The following is a 22,570-nucleotide window of genomic DNA, read 5'->3' as shown; positions in this document are numbered from 1 at the left end:
TTTTTTGTCTCACTCGTGTCAAAGCGCTGCAGCAACTGACTTTACTCTCTCGCGCAGCCAACGGCTGGCGCTTGAGGTGTGGGTTCTTTCATGCCACAGCTGGTAGTACATCAACTGCGGGAACGCAATTGGGCAGGGAAGAATCTTCACTGGGAGCGTGTCTACAAAACGCTCGCAATACTGACGCCCGGTGGTCATCACCAGCAAGGTTGATGCCACCATGCTGGGGATCAGGCCAAAGTAAGGGCAGCGCGCCACGATGTTGCGCTGCATGCCAAGGCTTGCCAAATGCTCGTCGATCACCCCTTTGGCGCCGGGGTGCGTAGCTGCCGGGGCAATGTGCTCGGCCTCTAGCCACGCGTTAATGTCCCAGCCACGGCGCGCGGCGGGGTGCTTGTCGGACACCAGACACACCACCTCATCACTAAACAAGCGGCTCAAGTGAAAGTCTTGCGGTGGCGTGGTCCAGTTGCCAATCACCACATCCACATCGCCTTGTGCCAATTGCGCGCGGTAGTCAGACGCGGCCGATAGGGGGTGAATTTCTAGCTCAGCAAACGGTGCTTGCGCTTTGATTTGCGCCACCAAGTGCGGCAAAAACAGGGGGTCTAAATAGTCGCTCGCACCAATGCGAAACGTAATGCGCGACGTGCCAGGCTCAAAGCCCCGCGCATCTGAAAACAGCATCTGTGCGGCACGCAAAATGCTGGCACTGGGCTCTAGCATGCGCAAGCCCGCTTCGGTGGGCACCATGCCTGTGCCGGAGCGGACCAAGAGTGGGTCACCCGCGTAGTCGCGCAACCGTTTGAGCGATGCGCTGACCGCCGGCTGGTGCATGCCCAGTCGGATAGCCGCTCGCGATACGCTTCGTTCAGTTAACACAGTATGCAGAACCTTAATCAAGTGGAGGTCTATCTTGTCGAAAAGCGATTGGTCTCTCATACTGGTCCTTGAATTTTGGCCATATGCTAATGCGTATGGGTTGGCGTAGCGCGCCGATTTACCCTCGCGCTCAAGGAATTTAAGAATGAACACTCAACCTTTGCGATTCATCCGAGGTGGCGAAGTCGTCACCCTCAACGGCATAGAACCCAACCGCACTTTGCTCGAAGTTTTGCGTGAAGACATGCACTGCACCGGCACCAAAGAAGGCTGCGGTGAAGGCGACTGTGGCGCCTGCACCGTGGTGCTTGGCCAAGCCGATGGCGAGCAAGTGAAATACAGCGCAGTCAATAGCTGCATTCGCTTAGCGCACTCTATCGACGGCATGGCCTTGTGGACGGTAGAAGACCTCGCCCAAGACGATGGCAGCTTGCACCCTGCCCAAGAGGCCATGGTGGAGTGCCACGGCTCGCAGTGCGGCTTTTGCACCCCGGGCTTTGTGATGAGCATGTTTGGTATGTACCAAAACAAAACGTGCAAGGGCCAAGCCATCAGCCGTGAAGAAGCACAAGCCGCCCTCTCTGGCAACCTGTGCCGCTGCACCGGCTACCGCCCTATTTTGGACGCCACCCAAGCCATGCAAGCCTTGCCATTGGCGCAAGTCAACGAGGCCGAATTGCTATTGAATTTAGAGCTACTCGCCCAAGAACCACGGGCGCCAGAGGCCAATTCCACCTATCAGTCACCGCAAACACTGCTGGGCTTGCTGCAAGCGCGCGCGCAGTTCCCCGATGCCCAGTTGGTGGCCGGGTGCACCGATGTGGGGCTGTGGATCACCAAAATGCACATGCAGTTTCCGCGCGTGCTAGACACCACCCAAGTGGCCGAGTTGCGCCGCATTGAAGACTACCCCCACCACATCGCCATAGGCGCTGCCGCCACGCTGACCGACGCGTTCGCCGCCTTGGTGGCCGACCGGCCGCAGCTCACAAGCTTTGCCCACCGTTTTGCCGGCTTGCCCGTGCGCAACTCGGGCACGCTAGGAGGCAATGTGGCCAATGGTTCGCCCATTGGCGACTCCATGCCGCTCTTGATTGCGCTGCAAGCCAACGTGGTGCTCATGGCCTACCGCAAGGGCAAAGTGGTCCACCGCGAAATGCCACTAGAAGACCTGTACATCAGCTACCGTAAAAACGTCATGGCGCCCGACGAAGTGCTGGCGTGGATCAAAGTGCCCAAAGCCACCGCTGGCGAAAAGTCTGCGGTCTACAAAATTTCCAAGCGCTTTGAAGACGACATCTCTGCCGTGTGTCTCGCTATCAACCTGCAGATTGACAACGGTGTGGTCACGTCGGCCTCCATCGGTGCAGGCGGTGTGGCCGCCACCCCGGTGCGTGCCCGTAAAACACAGGCTGCGCTACTAGGCCAGCCTTGGACACCAGCCACCGTGCAAGCCGCCATGGCCGTGCTGCGTGCCGAGTTCACACCCATTAGCGATGTGCGCGCCAGTGCCGCCTACCGCACGCAGGTGCTGGGCAACCTCTTGCAGCGCTTCTGGCTGGAAAGCCAAGGCTTGCAGCAAATCGATTTACACAGCCTGCCCCTGGAAGGAGAAGCGGCATGAGCAAACACACCCACACCGCCCCCACTGACACAGGCCCCGCAGCAGGCGTTACCCGCGCCCACGAAAGTGCCCGCGCCCAAGTAGCCGGTGCCGCCACCTACATTGACGACATGCCCGAAGTGCGCGGCACTTTGCACGCCGCGCCCATTTTGTCCACCGTGGCCCATGGCAAGTTGCTCGGTGTGGACAGCAACGCCGCCTTGGCCATGCCTGGCGTGCGCGCTGTGGTCTTGTCGCGCGACATTCCCGGCGACCCCATGTTGGCCGCGTTTGCGGGTGACGAGCCCGTGTTTGCCATCGACACCGTGCAGCACATCGGCCAAGTCATTGGCGTGGTGGTGGCCGACACCGTGATGCAAGCACGCCGTGCCGCGCGCAAGGTCAAACTCCATATCGAAGCCCTGCCCGCCATCCTCACCGTCAAAGACGCCCTGGCCGCCAAGAGCTTTGTGCTGCCCCCGGTGTACGTGAAGCGGGGTGACGCCCAAGCGGCTTTGTCCAAGGCCAAGCACACGCTGAGCGGCACGCTAGAAGTGGGCGGCCAAGAGCACTTTTACCTCGAAGGCCAGGTGGCCTACGTGCTGCCGCTGGAACAAAACCAATGGTGGGTGTACTCCAGCACGCAGCACCCCGGTGAAGTGCAGCACTGGGTGAGCCACGCCTTGGGCATTGACAACCACGCCGTGAAGGTGGAGTGCCGCCGCATGGGCGGCGGCTTTGGTGGCAAAGAAACCCAGGCAGGCCACTTGGCCGTGTGGGCGGCCATTGCGGCCAACAAGCTGCGCCGCCCCGTCAAGCTGCGTCTGGACCGTGACGACGACTTCATGGTCACCGGCAAGCGCCACCCCTTTGCCTACGAATACACCGTGGGCTTTGACGACACCGGGCGCCTGTCGGGCCTGAAACTCATGATGGCGGCCAACTGCGGCTTTAGCGCCGACTTGTCGGGCCCCGTGGCAGACCGCGCCATCTTCCACAGCGACAACGCCTACTTCTTAGAAGACGTAGACATCGCCTCATTCCGCTGCAAGCTCAATACGCAGAGCCACACCGCGTTTCGCGGCTTTGGCGGCCCACAAGGCGTGATCGTGATTGAAAGCATCATGGGTGACATTGCCCGCCATCTGGGCCTGGACCCCATGGATGTGCGTATGCGCAACCTCTATGAGCTAAAGACGCGCAACACCACCCACTACGGCATGCGGGTGGAAGACAACATCCTGCAGCCATTGCTATCACAACTAGAGCATTCTGCGCAGTACCGACGGCGCAAACAGGCTATTTCGGCTTGGAACAAGACCAGCCCCATCATCAAGCGTGGCATCGCGCTCACGCCGGTCAAGTTTGGTATCTCCTTCACTGCCACGCTGTTTAACCAAGCCGGTGCGCTGGTGCATGTGTACACCGACGGCAGCGTGCAGGTGAACCACGGCGGCAGCGAAATGGGCCAGGGCCTGCACACCAAGGTGGCTCAAATCGTGGCCGACGAACTGGGCGTACCCTTCTCGCGCGTACTGTGCACCGCTAGCGACACCAGCAAGATCCCCAACGCGTCCGCCACCGCCGCATCGGCCGGTACCGACCTCAACGGCCGCGCCGCCCAGTTTGCAGCGCGCCATGTGCGCGACAACTTGGCTGCCTTTGTGAGTGGGCTGGACGGCTGCGGCGCAGGTGCGGTGCGCTTTGCAGGCGGCAACATCATGTCGCCCAAGCTCACGCGCAGCTTTGACGATGTGGTGAAACAAGCCTATGCCAACCGCATTCAGCTGTGGAGCGATGGCTTCTACCGCACACCCAAAATTCATTACGACAAAGTAACCCTGAGCGGGCGCCCGTTTTACTACTTTGCCTATGGCGCCGCCTGCACCGAAGTGGCTATCGACACCCTGACTGGCGAGAGCAAAGTGCTCAAGGTGGACATCCTGCATGACGTGGGCCGCTCCATCAACCCCGGGCTGGACGTGGGCCAAATCGAAGGTGCGTTTGTGCAAGGCATGGGCTGGCTCACCACCGAACAACTGGTGTGGAACGACAAGGGCTACCTAGCGACCCACGCGCCCAGCACCTACAAAATCCCCACCGCCGGTGACGTGCCCGCGCACTTCAAGGTAGACCTGTGGCATGAGCCAAACCCAGAAGACAACGTATTTGGCTCCAAAGCCGTGGGCGAGCCCCCATTCATGCTGGCCATCAGCGTGTTTGAAGCCCTGCGCGACGCCGTAGCCCACGCCAAAGGCGGCCAAGCCCCCGTGCAACTCACCGCACCTGCTACTGCTGAAAACGTGTTGAAAGCTTTGGCCGTTTGATACGAGCAAGACTATGAACTGACAACAGTTTGGGTTGACGAAGCCTTAGGCCCATCACCTGCGAGAGGTGATGGGCCTTTTTTTCAATTGCCTTCAAAAAGCTACGAAGAAGAGACTTGACAGCTGAACACCCTGACCCAGCGCCCGCTGCACCTAGCGCCGCGAAGCGGCGACCTGCTGCTGCAGGTGGGCGACATGCAAGCTGATAGGCCGCATGTGAAGCCTGGTGGGTGAACTCGTGTTCATGTCCAACGGATTCTGTCGGCTACAGCTGTGCGACCGCCAGCACAACCAATTCAGCTGCACGCTGGACCTCGCGCTCTGAGTTGAAGCGTACTTCGATCCACGGTGAACCTGCAGCCCGCAGCGGGTGATGTACTGACCCTACAGGGTGTGACAGCTCCAAGGACGAAATGACCTTCTTTGTTAGGCGCAGGTCGAGCTCGTTGTCATGGTGGAAGTGTGCGAACTCCCTCCCTCGGAAGAAAAGGGCAGCGCCCCCTGCAACCGGGGATGGCTCAACTGTCACGCCCTCTACAGAGGCGAGCAACTGAAGCAACTGTTGCTTGAATACGGTCATGGTTTGACGAAGATCGAGACTTCTGAACGGCGGAGCTGAATGGGTGTGGACTGTTCTGCCCAACTCCTAAGCTGAGCCGCTAGCAGCGGATGTGCACTGACGGCCCCCAATGAAATGGGGGCCTGAAGCGGCCCGCCGTTGCGATGCGACGCCATCGACTGGTTCGGCGTCATGCCCTGCGCGAATGACGGGCAACGTACTGCTGCAACACGCCATCCATGCGCGACTGCCAACCTTCGCCTGTTGACTTGAAGTACGCCACAACCTCGGGGCTGTACCGGACAGAGACAAGCAACTTCTTGTTGTCAGATTTGGGCCTACCGCGCACCGCCTTGAGCGGAACCATGGCCTGCAACTGCTTCGGGGTTAGGGGTTGTGCATCTGGGTCGGCCTTGGCAGCAACCGTAATGGCTTTGTCTTCAGCCACGGTCGGCATGACAACCGCTGGCCGTTTAGGTACTTTTGACATAGTGCTTCACCTCACGTCGATTGGCCTTGCGCAAACTGATGATCCTGCGGGCATCATCACGATCCACAAACGCCACGTAGTACAGAATTCCCGTATCCGGTGCGAGAGCGATCATGCGCAACTCACCATATTCATACCGATCATCAACCCACACCAGAGCGTGCTCCCAGTCAAGCGCCGATGCCACAGCAAGTGACAGGCCATGCTTCTCTTGATTGGACGCGTCTTTGGCTGGGTCGAACTCAATTCGCATTCTTAATTGTAGCTACAACAATTAAGCCAAGCAACCGGCGGTGCTGCATTTGGTGTAGACGAACGTTGGAATTCAGCGACTGCCGAAGGCAGTCCGTTTGAATGATGGATTAGCCACCTGCGAGCCCGAACGCCGCAAGAACAAGCTTTACCACTGCGGTCGCGGCAGCACCAAGAACTGCATATAAGGCCTTGCGCTTCCAAGAATTGGCCTTTTCGAACGACTCTCTGAGCTTGCCGAACTCAGCGGACTGTTCAGCTATCGTTTTGCTGAGAGAAGCAATGGCGTCGGCATGATCGGGAACCGAAGACATGAGTTCCACAATTTGATTTGCATCGAGCGGAACCTCTTTATCACCGACTCGGCGAAAGTAGCCTTCTGGGGAGGCAATTGGGATCTTGGATTTCTTTACCTCTAGAACACCAAGGAGCTTTCCTCCCAGCTCTATCGAGTAATAAGAAAGCTCGACTTTTCCGTTTAGCCGCTCCTTGGTCTTTTGAACAAACTTCTCAAAACGCGCTATGTCTGTTCCGATGATTGTGTTTGGCTCTCTTATGCCAACGATCAAAGTGCCGCCAATCGTGTTTGCGAACCCTGATATCAGACGCGACAGACTCTCGGGAAATGGCGTACTGACCCTGAACTCAACTGAAGGGCTTTCGCCCTGGTTGAGCAACCGCTCGATGTCTTGTGGTGTGTGCATTAAGGTGGCTAACGTAATACCCAGAGCACCAGTGGTACTCCATAAACTGGCTGATGCTCGATATTCTGGTCATCAACCCCTCCATAAAGTGGCTTGCAACCTCACTTTATCTATCTTTCGACTTTGTTAAATGGATATCGATATTCTGGCAGATCAACCGAGACCCGCGGATGCAAAAGCTCGCCCCTAGCCAAGTGAGATTCAAATTGGACGGACCAGCCCAAGTTCAGAGAATGCTGCAAATGCGAAGCCTAACTCTATCTGTTGTACAACGCTAACTAGCGCCCCAACAGCCATTTGCCGATACTCGCAACTGTGCTCCCCAGCTTGATGATTGCCGCAATCACTTAGTGCACAACCTTCCGACGTCGCGGGGAACACCGATCAGCGACGTACATTAAAAATAGACTGAAAAAGTTTGCAGGGCATTGGCAATTACTGGGGCAACTTTTGGCAGTTCTTCAGTCAGTGTTCAGCACCTATTTGCCACAAATGAAGGAAATGGCCATTTCAGCCTTTAGCGCCCATGGGTATTGCGCATACAGCTATTACTTATATAGCACCCAACCACAAACAAGCGCAGGCACGAGATTGACCCCAGCTCTTTCGAATGGCTAAAAATGATCACAAATTTGCAAAATGAAGCAAATATTCATCATTTGACTTAATTTGTGATCACAAATACCATTGCGGCCAATTTAACCACCGGCCATAGCCATGAGCGACAGCATTACCCAGTTTTTGAGCGACAACCGTATCCATGAGGTGGAGTGCGTGATACCCGATATGACGGGGATTGCGCGGGGCAAGATCTTGCCTAAGGACCTGTTTTTGCAAGCGGGCGAGATGCGCCTGCCCAAGAGCGTGCTGCTCAACACCGTGAACGGCCAGCAGCCGGACAACGGCCCGTTTGTGGGCGAGACGGACCCCGACATGGTGTGTATGCCCGATGTGAGCACGGTGCGCATCGTGCCTTGGGCGGCGGAGCCCGTGGCCGTGGTGATTCACGATTGCCAAGAATTCGATGGCTCGCCGGTGCACCTGTCGCCGCGCGCGGTGCTGCGCCATGTGGTGTCTTTGTACGAGGCGCAAGGCTGGCGCCCGGTGGTGGCGCCTGAGATGGAGTTTTACCTGGTGGCCCGCCAACAAAACCCGCACGAGCCACTGCAGCCGCCCTTGGGCCGCACAGGCAAGCCCGAGGCGGGGCGGCAGTCGTACTCCATTGACGCGGTGAATGACTTTGACCCGTTTTTTATGGAGCTGTCGCAGTTTTGCGGCGTGCACCGCTTGGGAGTGGAGACGCTGATTCACGAAGCGGGTGCGGGCCAGATGGAGATTAACTTCTCGCATGGCGACCCTATGGATTTGGCCGACCGGGTGTTTTTGTTCAAGCGCACAGTGCGTGAAACGGCGCTGCGCCACGGCATTTTTGCGACCTTCATGGCCAAGCCCATGGAGCGCGAGCCCGGCAGTGCCATGCACATTCACCAAAGCATTGTGGATGCGCACACCGGCGACAACATCTTCAGCCTGGCCGATGGCTCGGCTAGCGCGCACTTTGCCCACTACATTGGCGGGCTGCAAAAGTATGTGCCCCAGGTCATGCCCATGCTGGCGCCCTATGTGAACTCATACCGGCGGCTATCGCGCTTTATGTCGGCGCCCATCAATGTGCAGTGGGGCCACGACAACCGCACCTGCGGCATACGCATACCCAAGTCATCACCGCAAGCGCGACGGGTTGAAAACCGCGTGCCCGGTGTGGATGTGAACCCCTACCTAGCCATGGCGGCCACGCTGGCCTGTGGCTACCTGGGCATGATGGAAAAAATCAAACCCTCAGACCCCATGGACAGCAGTGCTTGGAACTTGGATTACGAGCTGCCCAACCACCTGCAAGACGCCATCACGCGCATGCGCCAATGCGATGCCTTGTCCTCGGTGCTGTGGCCTGAGTTCACCACGGCGTTTTGCGCGGTTAAGGAGCTGGAATACGCCACCTACAACCGCGTCATCAGCTCGTGGGAGCGTGAGCATTTGTTGCTGTTGGTTTAAGGAGCACCACCATGTCACACACTGCTACCCGCAACGGGCTTTCTGACGCCAACTTGCAGCGCATGGCCGAGCGCGAACGCGCCCACTTCGTTGCCAACAACCCACGCTCACAAGCCTTGGCGGCGCAGGCTGCACCGCACTGGCTGTTTGGTGTGCCGCTGCACTGGATGAACGACTGGTCCACCCCCTTTGCCTTGCACGTAGCCCATGCCCACGGTGCCTTGGTCACCGATGTAGACGGCCACACCCGCGTGGATTTTTGCCTGGGCGACACCGGCGCCATGTTTGGCCACGCGCCCGCCCCGGTGGTGCACGCGGTGCAAACCCAAATGGCCAAGGGCTGCACCACCATGCTGGCCACGGCCGATGCGGCTTGGGTAGGCGCAGAGCTAGCCCGCCGTTTTGGCCTGCCCATGTGGCAAAGCGCCATGACCGCCAGCGACGCCAACCGCTTCTTGCTGCGCTGGGTGCGCGCCGCCACCGGGCGCAAAAAGTTGCTGGTGTTTAACGGCTGCTACCACGGCACGGTGGATGACGTGTTTGTGGACTTGGTCGGCGGCAAGCCGCAGCAACGCGACAGCTTGCTAGGCCAGGTGCAAGACCTCACCCAATACACCGTGGTGGTGGAGTTCAACGACCTGGCCGCGCTAGAGGCAGCGCTGGCGGCTGGCGACATTGCCTGTGTGCTGGCCGAGCCGGTGATGACCAACATTGGCATGGTGCTCCCCGAGCCCGGGTATTGGGAGGCCGCGCAAGCCCTCATACGCCAACATGGCGCCATGCTGATCTTGGACGAGACCCACACCCTGAGCAGCGGCCCCGGCGGCTATGCAGCCACCCACGGCCTGAAGCCCGATGCCTTGGTGTTCGGCAAGCCCATAGGTGGTGGTGTGCCCTGCGCGGTGTACGGCTTTAGCGCAGAGCTGGCCCAGCGCGCGATGCAAGCCAAGCGCGATGCGCCGCCCGGCCACTCGGGCATAGGCACCACGCTCACCGCCAATATGCTGGCCATGGCCGCCATGCGCGCTACCTTGGGCGAGGTAGCTACCGACACTGCCTTTGCCCACATGCTGCAACTGGCGGGCGCCATGGCAGAGGGCTTGCGCGCCAGCATTGCCCGCCACAGCCTGCCCTGGTGCGTGACGCAGGTAGGTGCGCGCTGCGAGTTTCAGTTTGCGGCGCAGCCACCGCGTAACGGCACGCAGGCGGAACACATGCTGGACTCCGAGCTAGAGCAACTGATTCACCTTGCGCTGCTCAACCGCGGTGTGATGATCACGCCGTTTCACAATATGCTGCTGGCAAGCCCCGCCACCACCATGGCCGATGTGCACAGCCTGCTGAGCGCGTTTAACGATGTGCTGGCCAAGCTAACTGCACCTTAAAGCCTTACCCTGTTTGACCCCCATGAGCCAGCCCGCCACCACCAACCAAGAGCACACTACCTACGCCACGCTGCGCCAGTGGATCACGGTGGGCAAGTTTTTGCCCGGCGAGCGGCTCAAGATTCGGGACGTCGCTGCAGACTTAGGCATTGGCGTCATGCCCGTACGCGCGGCGCTGCAGCGGTTGGCGGCCGAAGGCGCACTCAGCTACAGCCCTAACCGGGGTGTAGCTGTGCCCAAACTCACGCGGGCTGAGTTTGACGATGTGCTGCAAAACCGCTTGCTCTTGGAGGGTGAAGCGGCAGAGCGCGGTGCCCTGCGCGCCAGCGATGCCGACCGCTCTGCCCTGCAGGCGCTGCTAAGCGAGATGGAAGCAGCACTGAAGGCGGGGGACGCCAAAGGCTACCTAGACGCCAATGAAGACTTCCATGTGCGGCTGTACCAAGCCGCAGGCTCCCCCACCCTGATGGACCTGATTGAAACCGTGTGGCTCAAAGTTGGGCCGCTGTCCAACCAACTGTTTGAAGACCCGCAAGCTAGCCATGTGCTCAACGATGCGCATGTGGACTTGGTGCGTGCCCTAGAAACCCGCAATGGCGCGGCGGCGCGGCGGGCCATTGAGCGTGACTTGTTTGTAGCCGGACAGTTTTTACGCCAGCGCTGCGAGGCTTGAACGCCGGAGTCTGAGTCAGACCAAAGATTGGGGCCGCTCAATCATCTGCTGGTAGACCATGCTCTGCAGAATCATTTGGTCATTAGCGGCCAAATTGTTGAACTCCAAGCCAAAGTGCGCCAGCGATGAGCCGCCTTGGTTCAGCACCTCGTCACCAAACACGGCACGCACGGTGGCCACCAGCGACAGATGGGCTTCAATGTTGTGCAGCTTGAGTTTGAACGACAGGCGAATGCTGTCACCGGGTACTGCCAAGTTGCGCCGGGCGTCTAGCAAAGCACCGTTGGCGCTGAGGTTGGAGATCACACCGGGCAAATCATGGCCGCCTTCTTTCTCGGTGTTGACCTTGGCAATGATTTTGGTTTTGACGCGTGGCGCCTTGCGGATCACGGTGCCCTGCACTTCCTTGGGAAAGGTGATGTGCAAGTAGGGGTACGGCAGCTTGCACACCCGCTGCACATCGCACGCAAAGCCAAAGGCGTTTTGGCTAGAAAACACCCGCATGACCAACTGGTCGCCCTCGATGAGCTGCAAGCGCACGGCATTGGCAGTGGCGGGCGTGGTGACCAACATGCTCACATCAGGCACATAGCCAATCAGACGCACGGCGCAGCGCTCGACGGACAACTTGGTAGGCGGCTGGGCCTGCAAGCGGTCGCCCACCTTCAGGTTCATGGCCTCAAATGGGAACGTGGTTTTGGTGGCTTCGGCGCTGGCGTCTGCAGGCGGCAGCTCTGGCAAGGGCTCTAGTGGGACGGGGGCAGCCTGCAAGGCATCGTCAGAGTGGTCGGCAGGTTCGGGGCTCAGGCTCATTCAGTAAGGGGCGCAATGGCGTCATACGGGGTAAAGGGTGCACACATCATTAGGCCAAGCGGCAGTGGCGTCAATAGCAAGGCTCACCCTAGAGCGCTGGTGCAGCCAATGCACCACAAAGGTCGCTAGTCCCTGTGGTCGCTCTGCCCCAGCGGGTAGCGCGGACTACAGCCCCGCGAGCCTGCGCAGGCCAGGTGGGTCCACCAAATTCAGCACACGCCCAGAGCCGCTGATGAGGCGGCGCTCCCTGAGGTGGCGCAGCGCGCGCGACAAGGTCTCAGGCGCAATGCCGAGTTGCGCCGCAATAGCGCGCTTGCGCAGTTGCAGTTGCACTGCACAGTCCCCTTGTGCCGTTTCACTGGCGTTGCGCAGCAGCCATTCAGCGCAGCGGGCTTCCGCGTCTTTGGCCAAGCGACTCACTGCCATCTCAAGCTGCTGCCGGTGTGAATTCACCAGGTCACCCAGCACGCCACGCAGAGGTGGGCCATCACTGGCGAGGGTCGCGTGGAAGTCTGCCAAGGCCACACGGCGCAGCATCACCGGCCCCAGCGCTACCGCATCTACGGCGCTGGGCAGAGACAGCAGGGCTTGACTTGCGTCGAGCCACGCAGGGCCATCCACCGTGCCAAGTTGGTGCTCCAAGCTTGCGGGAACGTCTGGGTTATTGGCAGCGCGCACGGTAGGTAGTACGCCAAGCGCCACCCGCCCCGACACCACATAGACGGCATGCTGCTGCGCCTCGCCACGGCGCTGCAAAACCGCGCCAGCGGCGTAACGCTCGAGGTCTGCAAAAACAGGCGGAGTAAGGCTTCGTACCAACATGCCCCGCACTGTGCCGTGCAGGCACGGCGCTTGTTTTGATAGAGATCAAACTTCACGCAGGCCCTGCCTCGGAGCACGGCCCAGCCTTGATGCGGCGCAAACTCAGCGCATCAGAGCACCAAAATGGCCCTGAAATCATTCACGTTTGTAAAGGTCGGGCCGGTGATAAACAAAGCGCCCAAGGGGTCGAAGTAACCATAGGCATCGTTGCGGTCTAGGTAGTCATCTAGCTTCATGCCCTTGGCTTGCGCTTGCTGCAAGGTGGTGGGCGTGACAAATGCGCCTGCGTTGTCTTCCACGCCGTCAATGCCGTCCGTATCCGCCGCCAAGGCCCACACACCCGGCTGGCCTTGCAGCGCTTGGGCCAGCCCCATACAGAACTCGCCTGCGCGCCCGCCCCGCCCCTTGGCGGCACCCGGCGCGCGTGGGCGCAAGGTGACTGTAGTTTCGCCGCCGCTCAAGATCACACACGGTTTGGCAAAAGGCTGCCCGCTGCGGGCCACTGACCTCGCCAAAGCCGCGTGTACCTTGCCCACCTCGCGCGACTCACCTTCTATCTCGTCGCTCAGCACATAGGCCTGCACGCCCGCAGCGCGCGCGGCCTGCGCGGCGGCTTGCAGCGACTGCGCAGGTGTTGCCATCATGTGAACTTCGTGGCCAGCAAACACCGCGTCGCCGGGCTTGGGAGTTTCCAAGGCGCCACTGCGGAGTTGCTGTGCCAAGGCCTCGTCTATCGCAATGCCGTAGCGCTGCAATATGGCCAGCGCTTGGGCGCAGGTGCTGGGGTCAGGCACGGTGGGGCCGCTGGCAATGACGTCAGGCTCGTCACCCGGAACATCGCTAATCAGCAGTGTGACCACCCGGGCCGGGGCGCAGGCTGCTGCCAAGCGCCCACCCTTGATGCCTGAGAGGTGCTTGCGCACGCAGTTCATCTCTTGGATGGTGGCGCCGCTGGCGAGCAGGGCCTTGTTGATGCGTTGTTTGTCTTCCAAAGACACGCCGCCGCCCTCCCACTGCGCGGGCAGCGTGAGTAAGGAAGAGCCGCCGCCAGAGATCAGGCAAATCACCAAATCGTTTTCAGTCAGGCCGCGCGCAATTTCCAAGATGCGCTGGGCGGCGGCCAAGCCTGCAGCGTCGGGCACAGGGTGGGCGGCCTCCACCACTTCAATGCGACAGGGCGGCAAGTTTGCGCTGCGCGGCGGCGTGTGCTCGTAGCGTGTAACCACCAAACCCTCCAAGGGCTGGTCTTGCGGCCAAGCGGCATCCAATGCATGGGCCATGGCGCCGCCCGCTTTGCCAGCGCCCAGCACCACCGTGCGCCCCCCTTTAGCTGGTGGTTGGGGCAAATAGCTGGCAGTATGTTGCGCAGGCAAAGCCCGCTGCACTGCCACGCCGTACAAATAGGCCAAAAAGCCTTGGGGATCGGTCTGGGGATCGGCACATGGCGCTTCCAAAGCGACGGACGTGGGGTTGGAAGGGTTTGTCATGGTTGGTTATAAATTATGTTTTGTATACAATCAGTGTATGCACATTTTGGCATTTTGACAAAGACAAAAATGACAACTCTCCTGATTCACAAGGCCCGCTGCGTCGCCACGTTTGACCACGCTGACCCTACGCTTGCCACCGAGCTGCGCGACGCCAGCATTCTGATTCGGGACCACCGCATCGAGTACATAGGCCCCAGCAGCGGCCTGCCGCAAGGAGCCTTGCAAGCCGATGAGGTGATTGACGCCAGTGGCCACTTGGTCACACCGGGCTTGGTGAATACCCACCACCATATGTACCAGAGCCTGACGCGCGCCATCCCCAGTGTGCAAAACGCAGAGCTGTTTGGTTGGCTGCGCGGCCTGTACCCCATCTGGGCGGGCCTCACGCCAGAGATGGTGCATGTGAGCACCCAAATTGCTATGGCAGAGCTGCTGCTCTCGGGCTGCACCACCAGCAGCGACCACCTCTACATCTACCCCAACGGCGTGAAGTTGGACGACAGCATTCACGCCGCCCAAGACATCGGTATGCGCTTTGTGGCTACGCGCGGCAGCATGAGCGTGGGCCAAAGCAAAGGGGGCCTGCCCCCGGACCGCGTGGTGGAAGACGAAGCCTTCATCCTCAAAGACACGCAGCGCCTGATTGAAACCTTTCACACCACGGACCACGGCAGCATGGTCAACGTGGCGGTGGCACCCTGCTCGCCCTTTAGCGTGAGCCAAGACCTGATGCGCGAATCGGCCCTGCTGGCCCGCCGCTACGGTGCGCGCTTGCACACCCACTTGGCCGAAAACGACCACGACCTGGCCTACAGCCGTGAGAAGTTCAACTGCACGCCCACGCAATACGCCCAAGACCTGGGCTGGCTGGGCAGCGATGTGTGGCACGCCCACTGCGTGAAGCTCGACGACGAAGGCATCAGCCTGTTTGCCGCCACCCGCACCGGCGTGGCGCACTGCCCTTGCAGCAATATGCGCCTGGCCAGTGGTATCGCGCCGATTCGCCGCATGCTCAATGCCGGCGTACCTGTGGGTTTGGGCGTAGACGGCAGCGCCAGCAACGACGCGGCCCATATGGTCAACGAGGCACGCCAAGCCATGTTGCTGGCCCGCGTGGGCCGTGCCATGCAGCCACCAGAAACCCGCCTGCTGGCCAACGGCGAACGCAAAACCTTTTTTGGTTGCGACCTGGGCCCAGCAGAGATGACCGCACGCGATGTGCTCAGCGTGGCCACCCGCGGCGGGGCCCAAGTGCTGGGCCGCAGCGACATTGGGCACTTGGCGGTGGGCATGTGTGCGGACCTGGTGCTGTTTGACCTGAACACCCTGAGCTTTGCCGGTGGCGCGGTTCACGACCCCATTGGCAGCCTGCTGCTGTGCGCCAGCCCGCAGGCGGACTATACGGTCGTGAACGGCAAAATAGTAGTGCGCCAAGGCCAGCTGGCCACCGTGGACCTGGGGCCGCTGATGGAGCGGCACAACGCCATGGCGATGCAACTGGCGCAAGCGGCGGCGTAATCTAGGCCAGCAGGCAGCAATAACGCAGACGCTCCTAAAATGGGAGCATCTTGCGCAACATGCATGGGCGCTAGAGGCCAATTTAGTTAAATAACTATAGGCATAAGAAACAACTTAGCGTACCAGGCAGGGGCGCTTGGGATCGAACTTCCAGCCGGGGATCAGGTACTGCATGGCCATCGCGTCGTTGCGTGCGCCCAAGCCGTGCTGGAGGTAGAGCTGGTGGGCTTTTTCCACTTCAACCATGTCCAACTCCACACCCAAACCGGGCGTGGTGGGCACCGCAATTTGGCCGCCCACAATCTGCAGCGGGTCTGTGGTCAGGCGCTGGCCGTCCTGCCAGATCCAATGGGTGTCAATGGCTGTGACCTTGCCGGGTGCAGCGGCCGCGACATGGGTGAACATGGCCAGCGACACGTCAAAGTGGTTGTTGGAATGCGAGCCCCAGGTCAGGCCCCAGGTCTGGCAGACCTGCGCCACGCGCACCGAGCCCTGCATGGTCCAGAAATGCGGGTCAGCCAAGGGAATGTCCACCGACTGCAAGGCCAGCGAATGCGCCAGCTCGCGCCAGTCGGTGGCAATCATGTTGGTGGCAGTGGGCAGGCCGGTGGCGCGGCGGAACTCAGCCACGACTTCGCGGCCGGAAAACACGCCTTCGGCACCGCAGGGGTCTTCGGCGTAGGCCATCACGCCATGCAGGTCACGGCACAGGCGCACCGCGTCATTCAACAGCCAACCGCCGTTCGGGTCCAGGGTGATGCGGGCTTGGGGGAAGCGGGCATGCAGGGCGCGGATGGCCTCCACCTCTTCTTCGCCGCGCAGCACACCGCCCTTGAGCTTGAAATCCTGAAAGCCGTAGCGCGCAAAAGCGGCCTCGGCCAAACGCACCACGCCGTCGGCGTCCATGGCTTTCTCGTGGCGCAGGCGCTTCCAGTCATCTGCCTGATCCGGCTCGCTGATGTAGGGCAAGTCAGTCTTCTGGCGGTCGCCCACATAGAACAGGTAGCCCAGCACCGCGACGCTGCTGCGCTGTTGGCCGTCACCCAACAAGGCCGCCACCGGCACGCCCAGGAATTTGCCCAGCAAATCGAGCAAGGCACTTTCCACCGCGGTGACCGCATGAATCGCCACGCGCAGGTCAAAGGTCTGCAGGCCACGCCCCTCGCTATCGCGGGCGGCAAAGGCTTCGCGCATGCGGTTGAGGATGGCGTTGTAGTTGCCAATCGACTGGCCCACCACCAAGGAGGCAGCATCTTCCAGCGTCTGGCGGATCTTCTCGCCGCCGGGCACTTCGCCCACACCGGTGTTGCCGCTGCTGTCGGTCAGGATGACGATGTTGCGGGTAAAAAACGGTGCGTGGGCACCGCTCAGGTTCATCAGCATGCCGTCATGGCCGGCAACCGGAATGACGCGCAGAGCAGTCACCACAGGGGCGCCGCGCACAGAGGGGTTTTCAGACGAAGTCATGGTCAATCTCCATTGCGGGGCGCTCGGAATGGAAGGATGGGTGGCGCCCCTACAGATCAGTCATCATACAACTAAACCGCGTCAGCCTGCGACTTTCTCAACCGGTCTTTGCTGTTGGCCAAGTGGGTGCGCATGGCCGCGCGGGCGGCATCTGCATCTTGGTTGCGGATGGCGTTGAAGATGTATTCGTGCTCACCATGCACGCGCCGCAAGTAGGCCAGGCGCCCTTCCGGCGCGCTGCTGGCGGTGTTGATGCGCGTGCGCGGAATGATCATGGTACCCAGGTAGGTCATCAAATCCGCAAAGTGGCGGTTGCCTGTGGCCTTGGCAACTTCCATGTGAAAGCTGAAGTCAGAAGGCACGGCATCCGAGTCTTCTTCAATGGATTTTTGGAACGCATCCAGCATGGATTGCATGGCCTGCAAGTTGGCCTCGGTGCGGCGCTGCGCGGCAAGGCCAGCCGCCTCGGTTTCCAGTGAAATACGCAGTTCCAGCAGGGCAATGACGTCGGCGACGGTGGCAAAGTCCACATCTGCGATTTGAAAATTCGTACTACTGGGAGGCAGCAGCGCAAAGGTGCCAACGCCATGCCGCGTTTCCACCAAACGGTTGGCTTGCAAGCGGGAAATAGCCTCGCGCACCACGGTGCGGCTGACATCAAAACGCCCCATGATTTCTGTCTCCGTGGGCAGTTTGTCGCCAGGCTTGATGCCGCCTTCTCGAATACTGAGCGCCAGGCTCTCCACAACTTCATTGACCAGGCCTTTGGCCCGCCGTGGGCGTACTTCCTCGTGCTTTTCAGCCATTGCAGCAGATGCACTCGGCATCCTAGGGGTTTGCACTAGGTCCATAGAAAAATCCTTGACGCGGTCTCAACACTGGGCACAATCTAACACATCAGACAACGTATGACTGACCATTAAACTCTCATTTTCATGACAATTAAAGTACACCACACTTTGCTAATGACCGGTGCCGCAGGCGGCTTGGGCACAGCCATGCGGGACCGTTTGAAGGCCAATTGCGAGGTGTTGCGCCTCTCTGACCGCCAAGATTTTGGCCCTGCCCGTGCAGGCGAAGAGATGATGCTGGCGGATTTGGCCAATGCGCAACAAGTAGACGCCGCTGTAGACGGCGTGCAGGCCATCGTGCACTTTGGCGGCATGTCGGTCGAAGGACCGTTTGAGCCCATCCTGCAGGCCAACATTCTGGGTGTGTACAACTTATACGAAGCCGCACGCAAGCATGGGGTAAAGCGCGTGGTGTTCGCCAGTTCTAACCATGTCACGGGTTTTTACAAGCAAAGCGAGACCATCACCCTCAACCACCCTGCCCGCCCTGACAGTCTGTACGGCGTGAGCAAAGCCTTTGGTGAAGACCTCTCGCGCATGTACTTTGACCGCTATGGCATTGAAACCGCGTGCCTGCGCATCGGCTCCTCCTTTGCGGAGCCACGCGACCGCCGCATGCTGGCGAGCTGGCTCAGCTTTGACGACTTGCACCGCTTGGTCACCGCCTGCCTGACCACGCCGGTGCTCGGGCACACCGCCATCTTTGGCGTATCCGACAACGCGGTCGCTTGGTACGACAACGCCGCCGCACGCCATGTGGGCTTTGTTCCACAAGACAGCTCTACGCCGTTTCGCGAAGCCGTGTATGCACGCACGCCAGAACCCGATGTCACAGACCCGGCGGTCATTTACCAAGGCGGCGGCTTCCTGTTTCAGGGCGAGCCCATGACCGCGCATTTGGCCCAGCCCAAGAAGTCTTGAGGCACCGGGTGAATCCAACATCAACCCCTTGGCACCTTGCCAGCACCACCCGCGACACAGTGGGCGAGTGCCCTGTGTGGCATGTGGCGACCCAAGCGTTGTTTTGGGTAGACATTGAAGGCCAGCGCATCCATCGCCTCGATTGGGCGAGTCGCCAACAGGCCAGTTGGAGCGTCCCCGAGCGTGTGGGCTGTATCGCGATGAGCACCCGGGGCACGGTGATTGCCGCCATGGAATCGGGGATCTTTGAACTGGCCCTCACCGATGCGCCAACAGCACAGGTCACGCGCTTGGCAACGGTTGCACACCCCCAAGCCAATATGCGCTTCAACGACGGCCGCTGCGACGCGCAAGGCCGCTTCTGGGCGGGCACCATGGTGCAAGACATGCGCTTGGCAAGCCCCGCAGGTGGCATTTACTGTTTTGACGAAAACGGCTTGCGTGGCCCATTGCTGCAGGGCTACATCACGCCCAACGGAATGGCATTTAGCCCTGAGGGCAACACCGCCTATCTGTCTGACTCACACCCCACGCGCCTGAAGATTTGGCAGCACAGCTTCAATGGCACCGATGGAAGCTGGGGCCCTCAGGTGGAGTGGGTCAACATGGCAGAGCACCCGGGACGCCCGGATGGTGCGGCCGTGGATGCTGACGGTTGCTACTGGATTTGCGGCATTGACGCGGGCCAGCTCCACCAATTCAGCCCGCAAGGCGAGTTGCTGCAATCCATTGCGCTGCCCATGAGCAAACCCACCAAATGCGCGTTCGGTGGTCCAGAGCTACGCCACCTGTTTGTGACATCTCTGCAACCCGCAGCGCCCACCCAAGGATTCGACGCTTCGCTCGACGGTGCCCTGCTGGTGCTAGAGCCCGGCGTACAGGGCCTGCCCGAACCACTGTTTTCCCGTTTTCCCGTCCGTTAAATCAACTATTCCCCTAGAGGAGACACGCATGAAACTCGTACCCACCGTCTTGGCCGCTGCAGTGGCCGCATTGAGCTTGGCAGCCCACGCTACCGAATTCAAGTCTGCCGACATCCACAACTCGGACGACTACCCCACCGTGACCGCCGTCAAATTCATGAGTGAAGAGCTCAAGAAGACCTCGGGCGGCAAGCACAGCATCAAAGTGTTCAACAAGGGCGCTTTAGGCACCGAGAAAGAAACCATCGACCAGGTGAAGATCGGCGCGCTGGACATGGTGCGCGTCAACATCAGCCCTATGAACTCGGTGTGTGCCAAGACCAACATCCCGGTGCTGCCTTTCTTGTTCCGCTCGGTAGAACATTTGCACAAAGTGCTGGACGGCCCGATTGGGGAAGAAATCGCCAAGGACTGTGAAGCCGCAGGCTTTGTGCTGCTGGCTTACTACGACTCCGGCTCACGCTCCATTTACAGCAAGAAACCCGTGAAGTCCGTTGCCGACACCAAGGGCATGAAAATCCGCGTGCAACAGTCCGACCTGTGGGTGGCCGTGGCCGGTGCCATGGGTGCCAACCCCACCCCCATGCCCGCTGGCGAAGTGCTCACAGCCCTGAAGACGGGCTTGGTAGACGCGGCTGAGAACAACTACCCGTCTTACGGCTCCGGCTTCCGCCATTTTGAGGCCGCGAAGTACTACAACAAGACCGAGCACTCCATGGCGCCTGAGGTGCTCTTGTTCTCCAAAATCTCATGGGACAAGCTGCCTAAGGGCGAGCAAGACCAAGTGCGCGCGGCCGCCAAGGCGTCTATCGCCTTCAACCGCCAAGCCTGGGCTGCCTACGAGAAGAAAGAGTTTGAGATGGTGAAAGCCGCCGGCACAGAGATTGTGGAAGTGGACAAAAAGTCCTTCCAGGACGTCATGGGCCCGGTGTACGACAAGTTTGCCAATACCCCTGACCTCAAGCGCTTGGTGAAGGCCGTGCAAGACACGAAGTAAGCGGCGACCTCGCGACCTCCTGGCACAGCGCCGGGAGGCGTCCATTTTTCACTGGAGCTTTTATGTACACCCGCTTCTGTGCCACCCTGTCCAAGCTCAGTCTGATGCTTGCGGTGGCGGGCCTCATCGTGTTGATCGCCTGCGTGCAATACCAGGTCATCGGGCGCTATGTGTTCAACGACACGCCCACCTGGGCCGAGGCTTTGGCCCTGCTGCTTGTGCTCTACATCACCGCGCTGGGCGTGGCCGTGGGCGTGCGCGACGCGGGCCACATCGGCATGGATTCCATCATCAGCTTGCTCCCCGACAGCCTGCGTTTGAAGCTGGAAATCGTGATCCATGTGCTTGTGGGCATTTTCGGCGCGCTGATGGCCTACAACGGCTATATCTGGGCCGCCCTGAAGTGGAACGACCAGAAGCCCATGCTGCCCATTCCCTCCAGCATGGACTACGTACCCCTCATCATCGCCGGCGTGTTGGTGGTGCTCTTTACGATTGAACATGTGATTGCCCTCGTGCAGGGCAAGGAAGTGGTGCCGTCATGGAACTGACTATTTTGGGTGTGAGCTTCGGCTTGCTGTTGCTGATCGGCGTGCCTGTGGGCTTTGCCGTGGGCCTGTCATCGGTGGCTACCATCATTGCTGCCGGCTTACCGGTCGCCGTGGTGTTCCAGAAGATGGTGGGGGGCATGCAGGTGTTCTCCTTTCTGGCGATTCCCTTCTTCGTGTTTGCCGGTGAACTAATGCTGCATGGCGGCATTGCCCAGCGCATCGTGCGCTTTGCCAACAGCCTGGTGGGCCACGTGCGTGGTGGTTTGGGCATGTCCAACGTATTGGGATGTACCTTGTTCGGCGGTGTGGCCGGATCACCGGTGGCCGACGTGTCCGCCATGGGCTCGGTCATGATTCCCCTGATGAAAAAGGAGGGCTACGACACCGACTACGCGGTGAACGTGACCACCCACGCCTCCCTGGTGGGTGCACTGATGCCGACCAGCCACAACCTGATTCTTTACACACTGGCCACCGCTGGCATTGCGTCGGTGAGTGTGCTTGGAATGATCTTGGCCTGCGTGGTACCCGCCCTGCTGCTGACCGGCTTGAACCTGCTCGCAGCCTACGGCGTGGCCATCCAACGCGGGTACCCGACACGGGGTGCCTTCCAAGGCTGGGGAGAGGTTTTCAATAGCTTTGTCGCTGCGCTGCCGGGCTTGCTGATTGTGGGAATCATCCTGGTGGGCATCTTGTCGGGCGTGTTCACCGCCACCGAGTCGGCAGCGACTGCCGTGCTGTGGGCTCTGCTGATCACCGCAGTAGCTTACCGCTCGCTGTCTTGGAATGACTTCATCAAGTCGTGCGCCAAGGCGTGCAAGACCACGGGTGTGGTGCTGTTCCTGATCGGCATCTCAAATGCATTCGGCTACTTCCTTGCCATGTACGAAGTGCCCGAGCGCACCGGTGAGTTGATGAGCACGGTGACCCAGAACCCCTGGATGATTTTCCTGATGATCAACATCGCCTTGTTCGTGCTGGGCACTTTCCTGGACATGGCCCCCACCCTGCTGATCTGCACGCCCATCTTTCTGCCCATTGCGCAAAAGTTCGGCATGGACCCCACCCAGTTCGGCGTGGTGATTCTGATCAATTGCGCGCTGGGCCTCAACACCCCTCCGGTGGGTACCACGCAAGCCGTAGGGTGCGCAATAGGCGGTATCTCCGTGGGTGAAGTCATGCGCTCCATCCTGCCGTTCTACGGCGCCTTGCTGGCCTGCATGATGTTGGTCACCTACGTGCCAGCGTTCTCTTTGTGGCTGCCCACGATGGTCTTGGGTCACTAAG

Annotated in this window: 21 protein-coding genes; 11 read left to right on the top strand and 10 right to left on the bottom strand. The window is 60.2% G+C overall.

Annotation, left to right across the window (positions count from 1 at the left end):
- Positions 1 to 18: 18 nt before the first annotated feature.
- Positions 19 to 942 carry a LysR family transcriptional regulator gene (locus EXZ61_RS06435; protein WP_142810174.1) on the bottom strand — a complete coding sequence of 308 codons (924 nt, stop codon included), beginning with the start codon at positions 940 to 942 and terminating at the stop codon, positions 19 to 21.
- An 85-nt stretch (positions 943 to 1,027) separates the two neighbouring features.
- Here EXZ61_RS06435 and xdhA point away from each other — a divergent pair, with 85 nt between their 5' ends.
- Together xdhA and xdhB are read left to right on the top strand one after the other, a co-directional pair.
- Positions 1,028 to 2,506 (top strand): xanthine dehydrogenase small subunit, encoded by a 1,479-nt coding sequence (xdhA, locus tag EXZ61_RS06430; protein ID WP_142810172.1) that lies wholly within the window; start codon positions 1,028 to 1,030, stop codon positions 2,504 to 2,506.
- Positions 2,503 to 4,812: a xanthine dehydrogenase molybdopterin binding subunit gene (gene xdhB / locus EXZ61_RS06425; protein WP_142810170.1), complete on the top strand. Its 2,310-nt coding sequence runs from the start codon at positions 2,503 to 2,505 to the stop codon at positions 4,810 to 4,812. The genes xdhA and xdhB overlap by 4 nt, the downstream gene beginning before the upstream one ends.
- Before the next feature lie 265 nt (positions 4,813 to 5,077).
- Here xdhB and EXZ61_RS06420 read toward each other — a convergent pair whose 3' ends face one another.
- From EXZ61_RS06420 to EXZ61_RS06405, 4 genes are all read right to left on the bottom strand, one after another.
- Complete coding sequence (locus EXZ61_RS06420) at positions 5,078 to 5,392, bottom strand: luciferase domain-containing protein (RefSeq protein WP_142810168.1); 315 nt, start codon at positions 5,390 to 5,392, stop codon at positions 5,078 to 5,080.
- Between the two features lie 169 nt (positions 5,393 to 5,561).
- Positions 5,562 to 5,861 carry a BrnA antitoxin family protein gene (locus EXZ61_RS06415; protein WP_142810166.1) on the bottom strand — a complete coding sequence of 100 codons (300 nt, stop codon included), beginning with the start codon at positions 5,859 to 5,861 and terminating at the stop codon, positions 5,562 to 5,564.
- Positions 5,845 to 6,114 (bottom strand): BrnT family toxin, encoded by a 270-nt coding sequence (locus EXZ61_RS06410; protein WP_142810164.1) that lies wholly within the window; start codon positions 6,112 to 6,114, stop codon positions 5,845 to 5,847. Before EXZ61_RS06410 ends, EXZ61_RS06415 begins: the two co-directional genes overlap by 17 nt.
- A gap of 109 nt (positions 6,115 to 6,223) precedes the next feature.
- Positions 6,224 to 6,817: an AlbA family DNA-binding domain-containing protein gene (locus tag EXZ61_RS06405; RefSeq protein ID WP_142810161.1), complete on the bottom strand. Its 594-nt coding sequence runs from the start codon at positions 6,815 to 6,817 to the stop codon at positions 6,224 to 6,226.
- Positions 6,818 to 7,534: 717 nt separating this feature from the next.
- On the opposite strand from EXZ61_RS06405, the gene EXZ61_RS06400 reads away from it, so the two are divergent.
- From EXZ61_RS06400 to EXZ61_RS06390, 3 genes are read left to right on the top strand one after another with little or no spacing between them, the layout of a single operon-like run.
- Positions 7,535 to 8,872 carry a glutamine synthetase family protein gene (locus EXZ61_RS06400; RefSeq protein ID WP_142810158.1) on the top strand — a complete coding sequence of 446 codons (1,338 nt, stop codon included), beginning with the start codon at positions 7,535 to 7,537 and terminating at the stop codon, positions 8,870 to 8,872.
- An 11-nt stretch (positions 8,873 to 8,883) separates the two neighbouring features.
- On the top strand, positions 8,884 to 10,257 hold the full coding sequence (locus EXZ61_RS06395) for an aspartate aminotransferase family protein (RefSeq protein WP_142810156.1): 1,374 nt from the start codon (positions 8,884 to 8,886) through the stop codon (positions 10,255 to 10,257).
- 22 nt (positions 10,258 to 10,279) lie between these two features.
- Positions 10,280 to 10,930 carry a GntR family transcriptional regulator gene (locus EXZ61_RS06390; protein ID WP_142810153.1) on the top strand — a complete coding sequence of 217 codons (651 nt, stop codon included), beginning with the start codon at positions 10,280 to 10,282 and terminating at the stop codon, positions 10,928 to 10,930.
- A 15-nt stretch (positions 10,931 to 10,945) separates the two neighbouring features.
- On the opposite strand, the gene EXZ61_RS06385 is transcribed toward EXZ61_RS06390, so the two are convergent.
- From EXZ61_RS06385 to EXZ61_RS06375, 3 genes are all read right to left on the bottom strand, one after another.
- Complete coding sequence (locus tag EXZ61_RS06385; RefSeq protein ID WP_142810151.1) at positions 10,946 to 11,743, bottom strand: flagellar brake protein; 798 nt, start codon at positions 11,741 to 11,743, stop codon at positions 10,946 to 10,948.
- A gap of 165 nt (positions 11,744 to 11,908) precedes the next feature.
- Complete coding sequence (locus tag EXZ61_RS06380; protein WP_142810148.1) at positions 11,909 to 12,565, bottom strand: Crp/Fnr family transcriptional regulator; 657 nt, start codon at positions 12,563 to 12,565, stop codon at positions 11,909 to 11,911.
- A 110-nt stretch (positions 12,566 to 12,675) separates the two neighbouring features.
- On the bottom strand, positions 12,676 to 14,052 hold the full coding sequence (locus tag EXZ61_RS06375; protein WP_142810147.1) for a glycerate kinase type-2 family protein: 1,377 nt from the start codon (positions 14,050 to 14,052) through the stop codon (positions 12,676 to 12,678).
- Between the two features lie 69 nt (positions 14,053 to 14,121).
- On the opposite strand from EXZ61_RS06375, the gene EXZ61_RS06370 reads away from it, so the two are divergent.
- Positions 14,122 to 15,573 carry an 8-oxoguanine deaminase gene (locus EXZ61_RS06370; RefSeq protein ID WP_142810144.1) on the top strand — a complete coding sequence of 484 codons (1,452 nt, stop codon included), beginning with the start codon at positions 14,122 to 14,124 and terminating at the stop codon, positions 15,571 to 15,573.
- A gap of 114 nt (positions 15,574 to 15,687) precedes the next feature.
- Here EXZ61_RS06370 and gudD read toward each other — a convergent pair whose 3' ends face one another.
- A complete protein-coding gene (gudD, locus tag EXZ61_RS06365; protein WP_142810141.1) occupies positions 15,688 to 17,040 on the bottom strand; it encodes a glucarate dehydratase in 1,353 nt (450 codons plus the stop codon).
- Between the two features lie 71 nt (positions 17,041 to 17,111).
- Positions 17,112 to 17,846 carry a FadR/GntR family transcriptional regulator gene (locus EXZ61_RS06360; RefSeq protein ID WP_237219162.1) on the bottom strand — a complete coding sequence of 245 codons (735 nt, stop codon included), beginning with the start codon at positions 17,844 to 17,846 and terminating at the stop codon, positions 17,112 to 17,114.
- A gap of 129 nt (positions 17,847 to 17,975) precedes the next feature.
- Between EXZ61_RS06360 and EXZ61_RS06355 the strand changes: the two genes are divergently transcribed.
- From EXZ61_RS06355 to EXZ61_RS06335, 5 genes are all read left to right on the top strand, one after another.
- Entirely contained in the window at positions 17,976 to 18,812 is an 837-nt protein-coding gene (locus tag EXZ61_RS06355; RefSeq protein ID WP_142810135.1) for an NAD-dependent epimerase/dehydratase family protein, read from the top strand.
- 8 nt (positions 18,813 to 18,820) lie between these two features.
- Entirely contained in the window at positions 18,821 to 19,735 is a 915-nt protein-coding gene (locus EXZ61_RS06350) for an SMP-30/gluconolactonase/LRE family protein (protein WP_178084839.1), read from the top strand.
- A gap of 28 nt (positions 19,736 to 19,763) precedes the next feature.
- The gene (locus EXZ61_RS06345) at positions 19,764 to 20,732 is read left to right on the top strand and encodes a TRAP transporter substrate-binding protein (RefSeq protein ID WP_142810130.1); all 969 of its coding nucleotides are present in this window, start codon (positions 19,764 to 19,766) and stop codon (positions 20,730 to 20,732) included.
- A gap of 62 nt (positions 20,733 to 20,794) precedes the next feature.
- The gene (locus EXZ61_RS06340) at positions 20,795 to 21,283 is read left to right on the top strand and encodes a TRAP transporter small permease (RefSeq protein WP_142810127.1); all 489 of its coding nucleotides are present in this window, start codon (positions 20,795 to 20,797) and stop codon (positions 21,281 to 21,283) included.
- A complete protein-coding gene (locus EXZ61_RS06335; protein WP_142810125.1) occupies positions 21,274 to 22,569 on the top strand; it encodes a TRAP transporter large permease in 1,296 nt (431 codons plus the stop codon). Before EXZ61_RS06340 ends, EXZ61_RS06335 begins: the two co-directional genes overlap by 10 nt.
- The last annotated feature ends 1 nt before the right edge of the window (position 22,570 follow it).

The organism is Rhodoferax aquaticus (genome assembly GCF_006974105.1).
GTDB classification, from domain to species: Bacteria; Pseudomonadota; Gammaproteobacteria; order Burkholderiales; family Burkholderiaceae_C; genus Allorhodoferax; species Allorhodoferax aquaticus_A.
The sequence above is the reverse complement of the archived record's forward strand: the minus strand, read 5'-3'. Positions and strand labels throughout refer to the sequence as shown.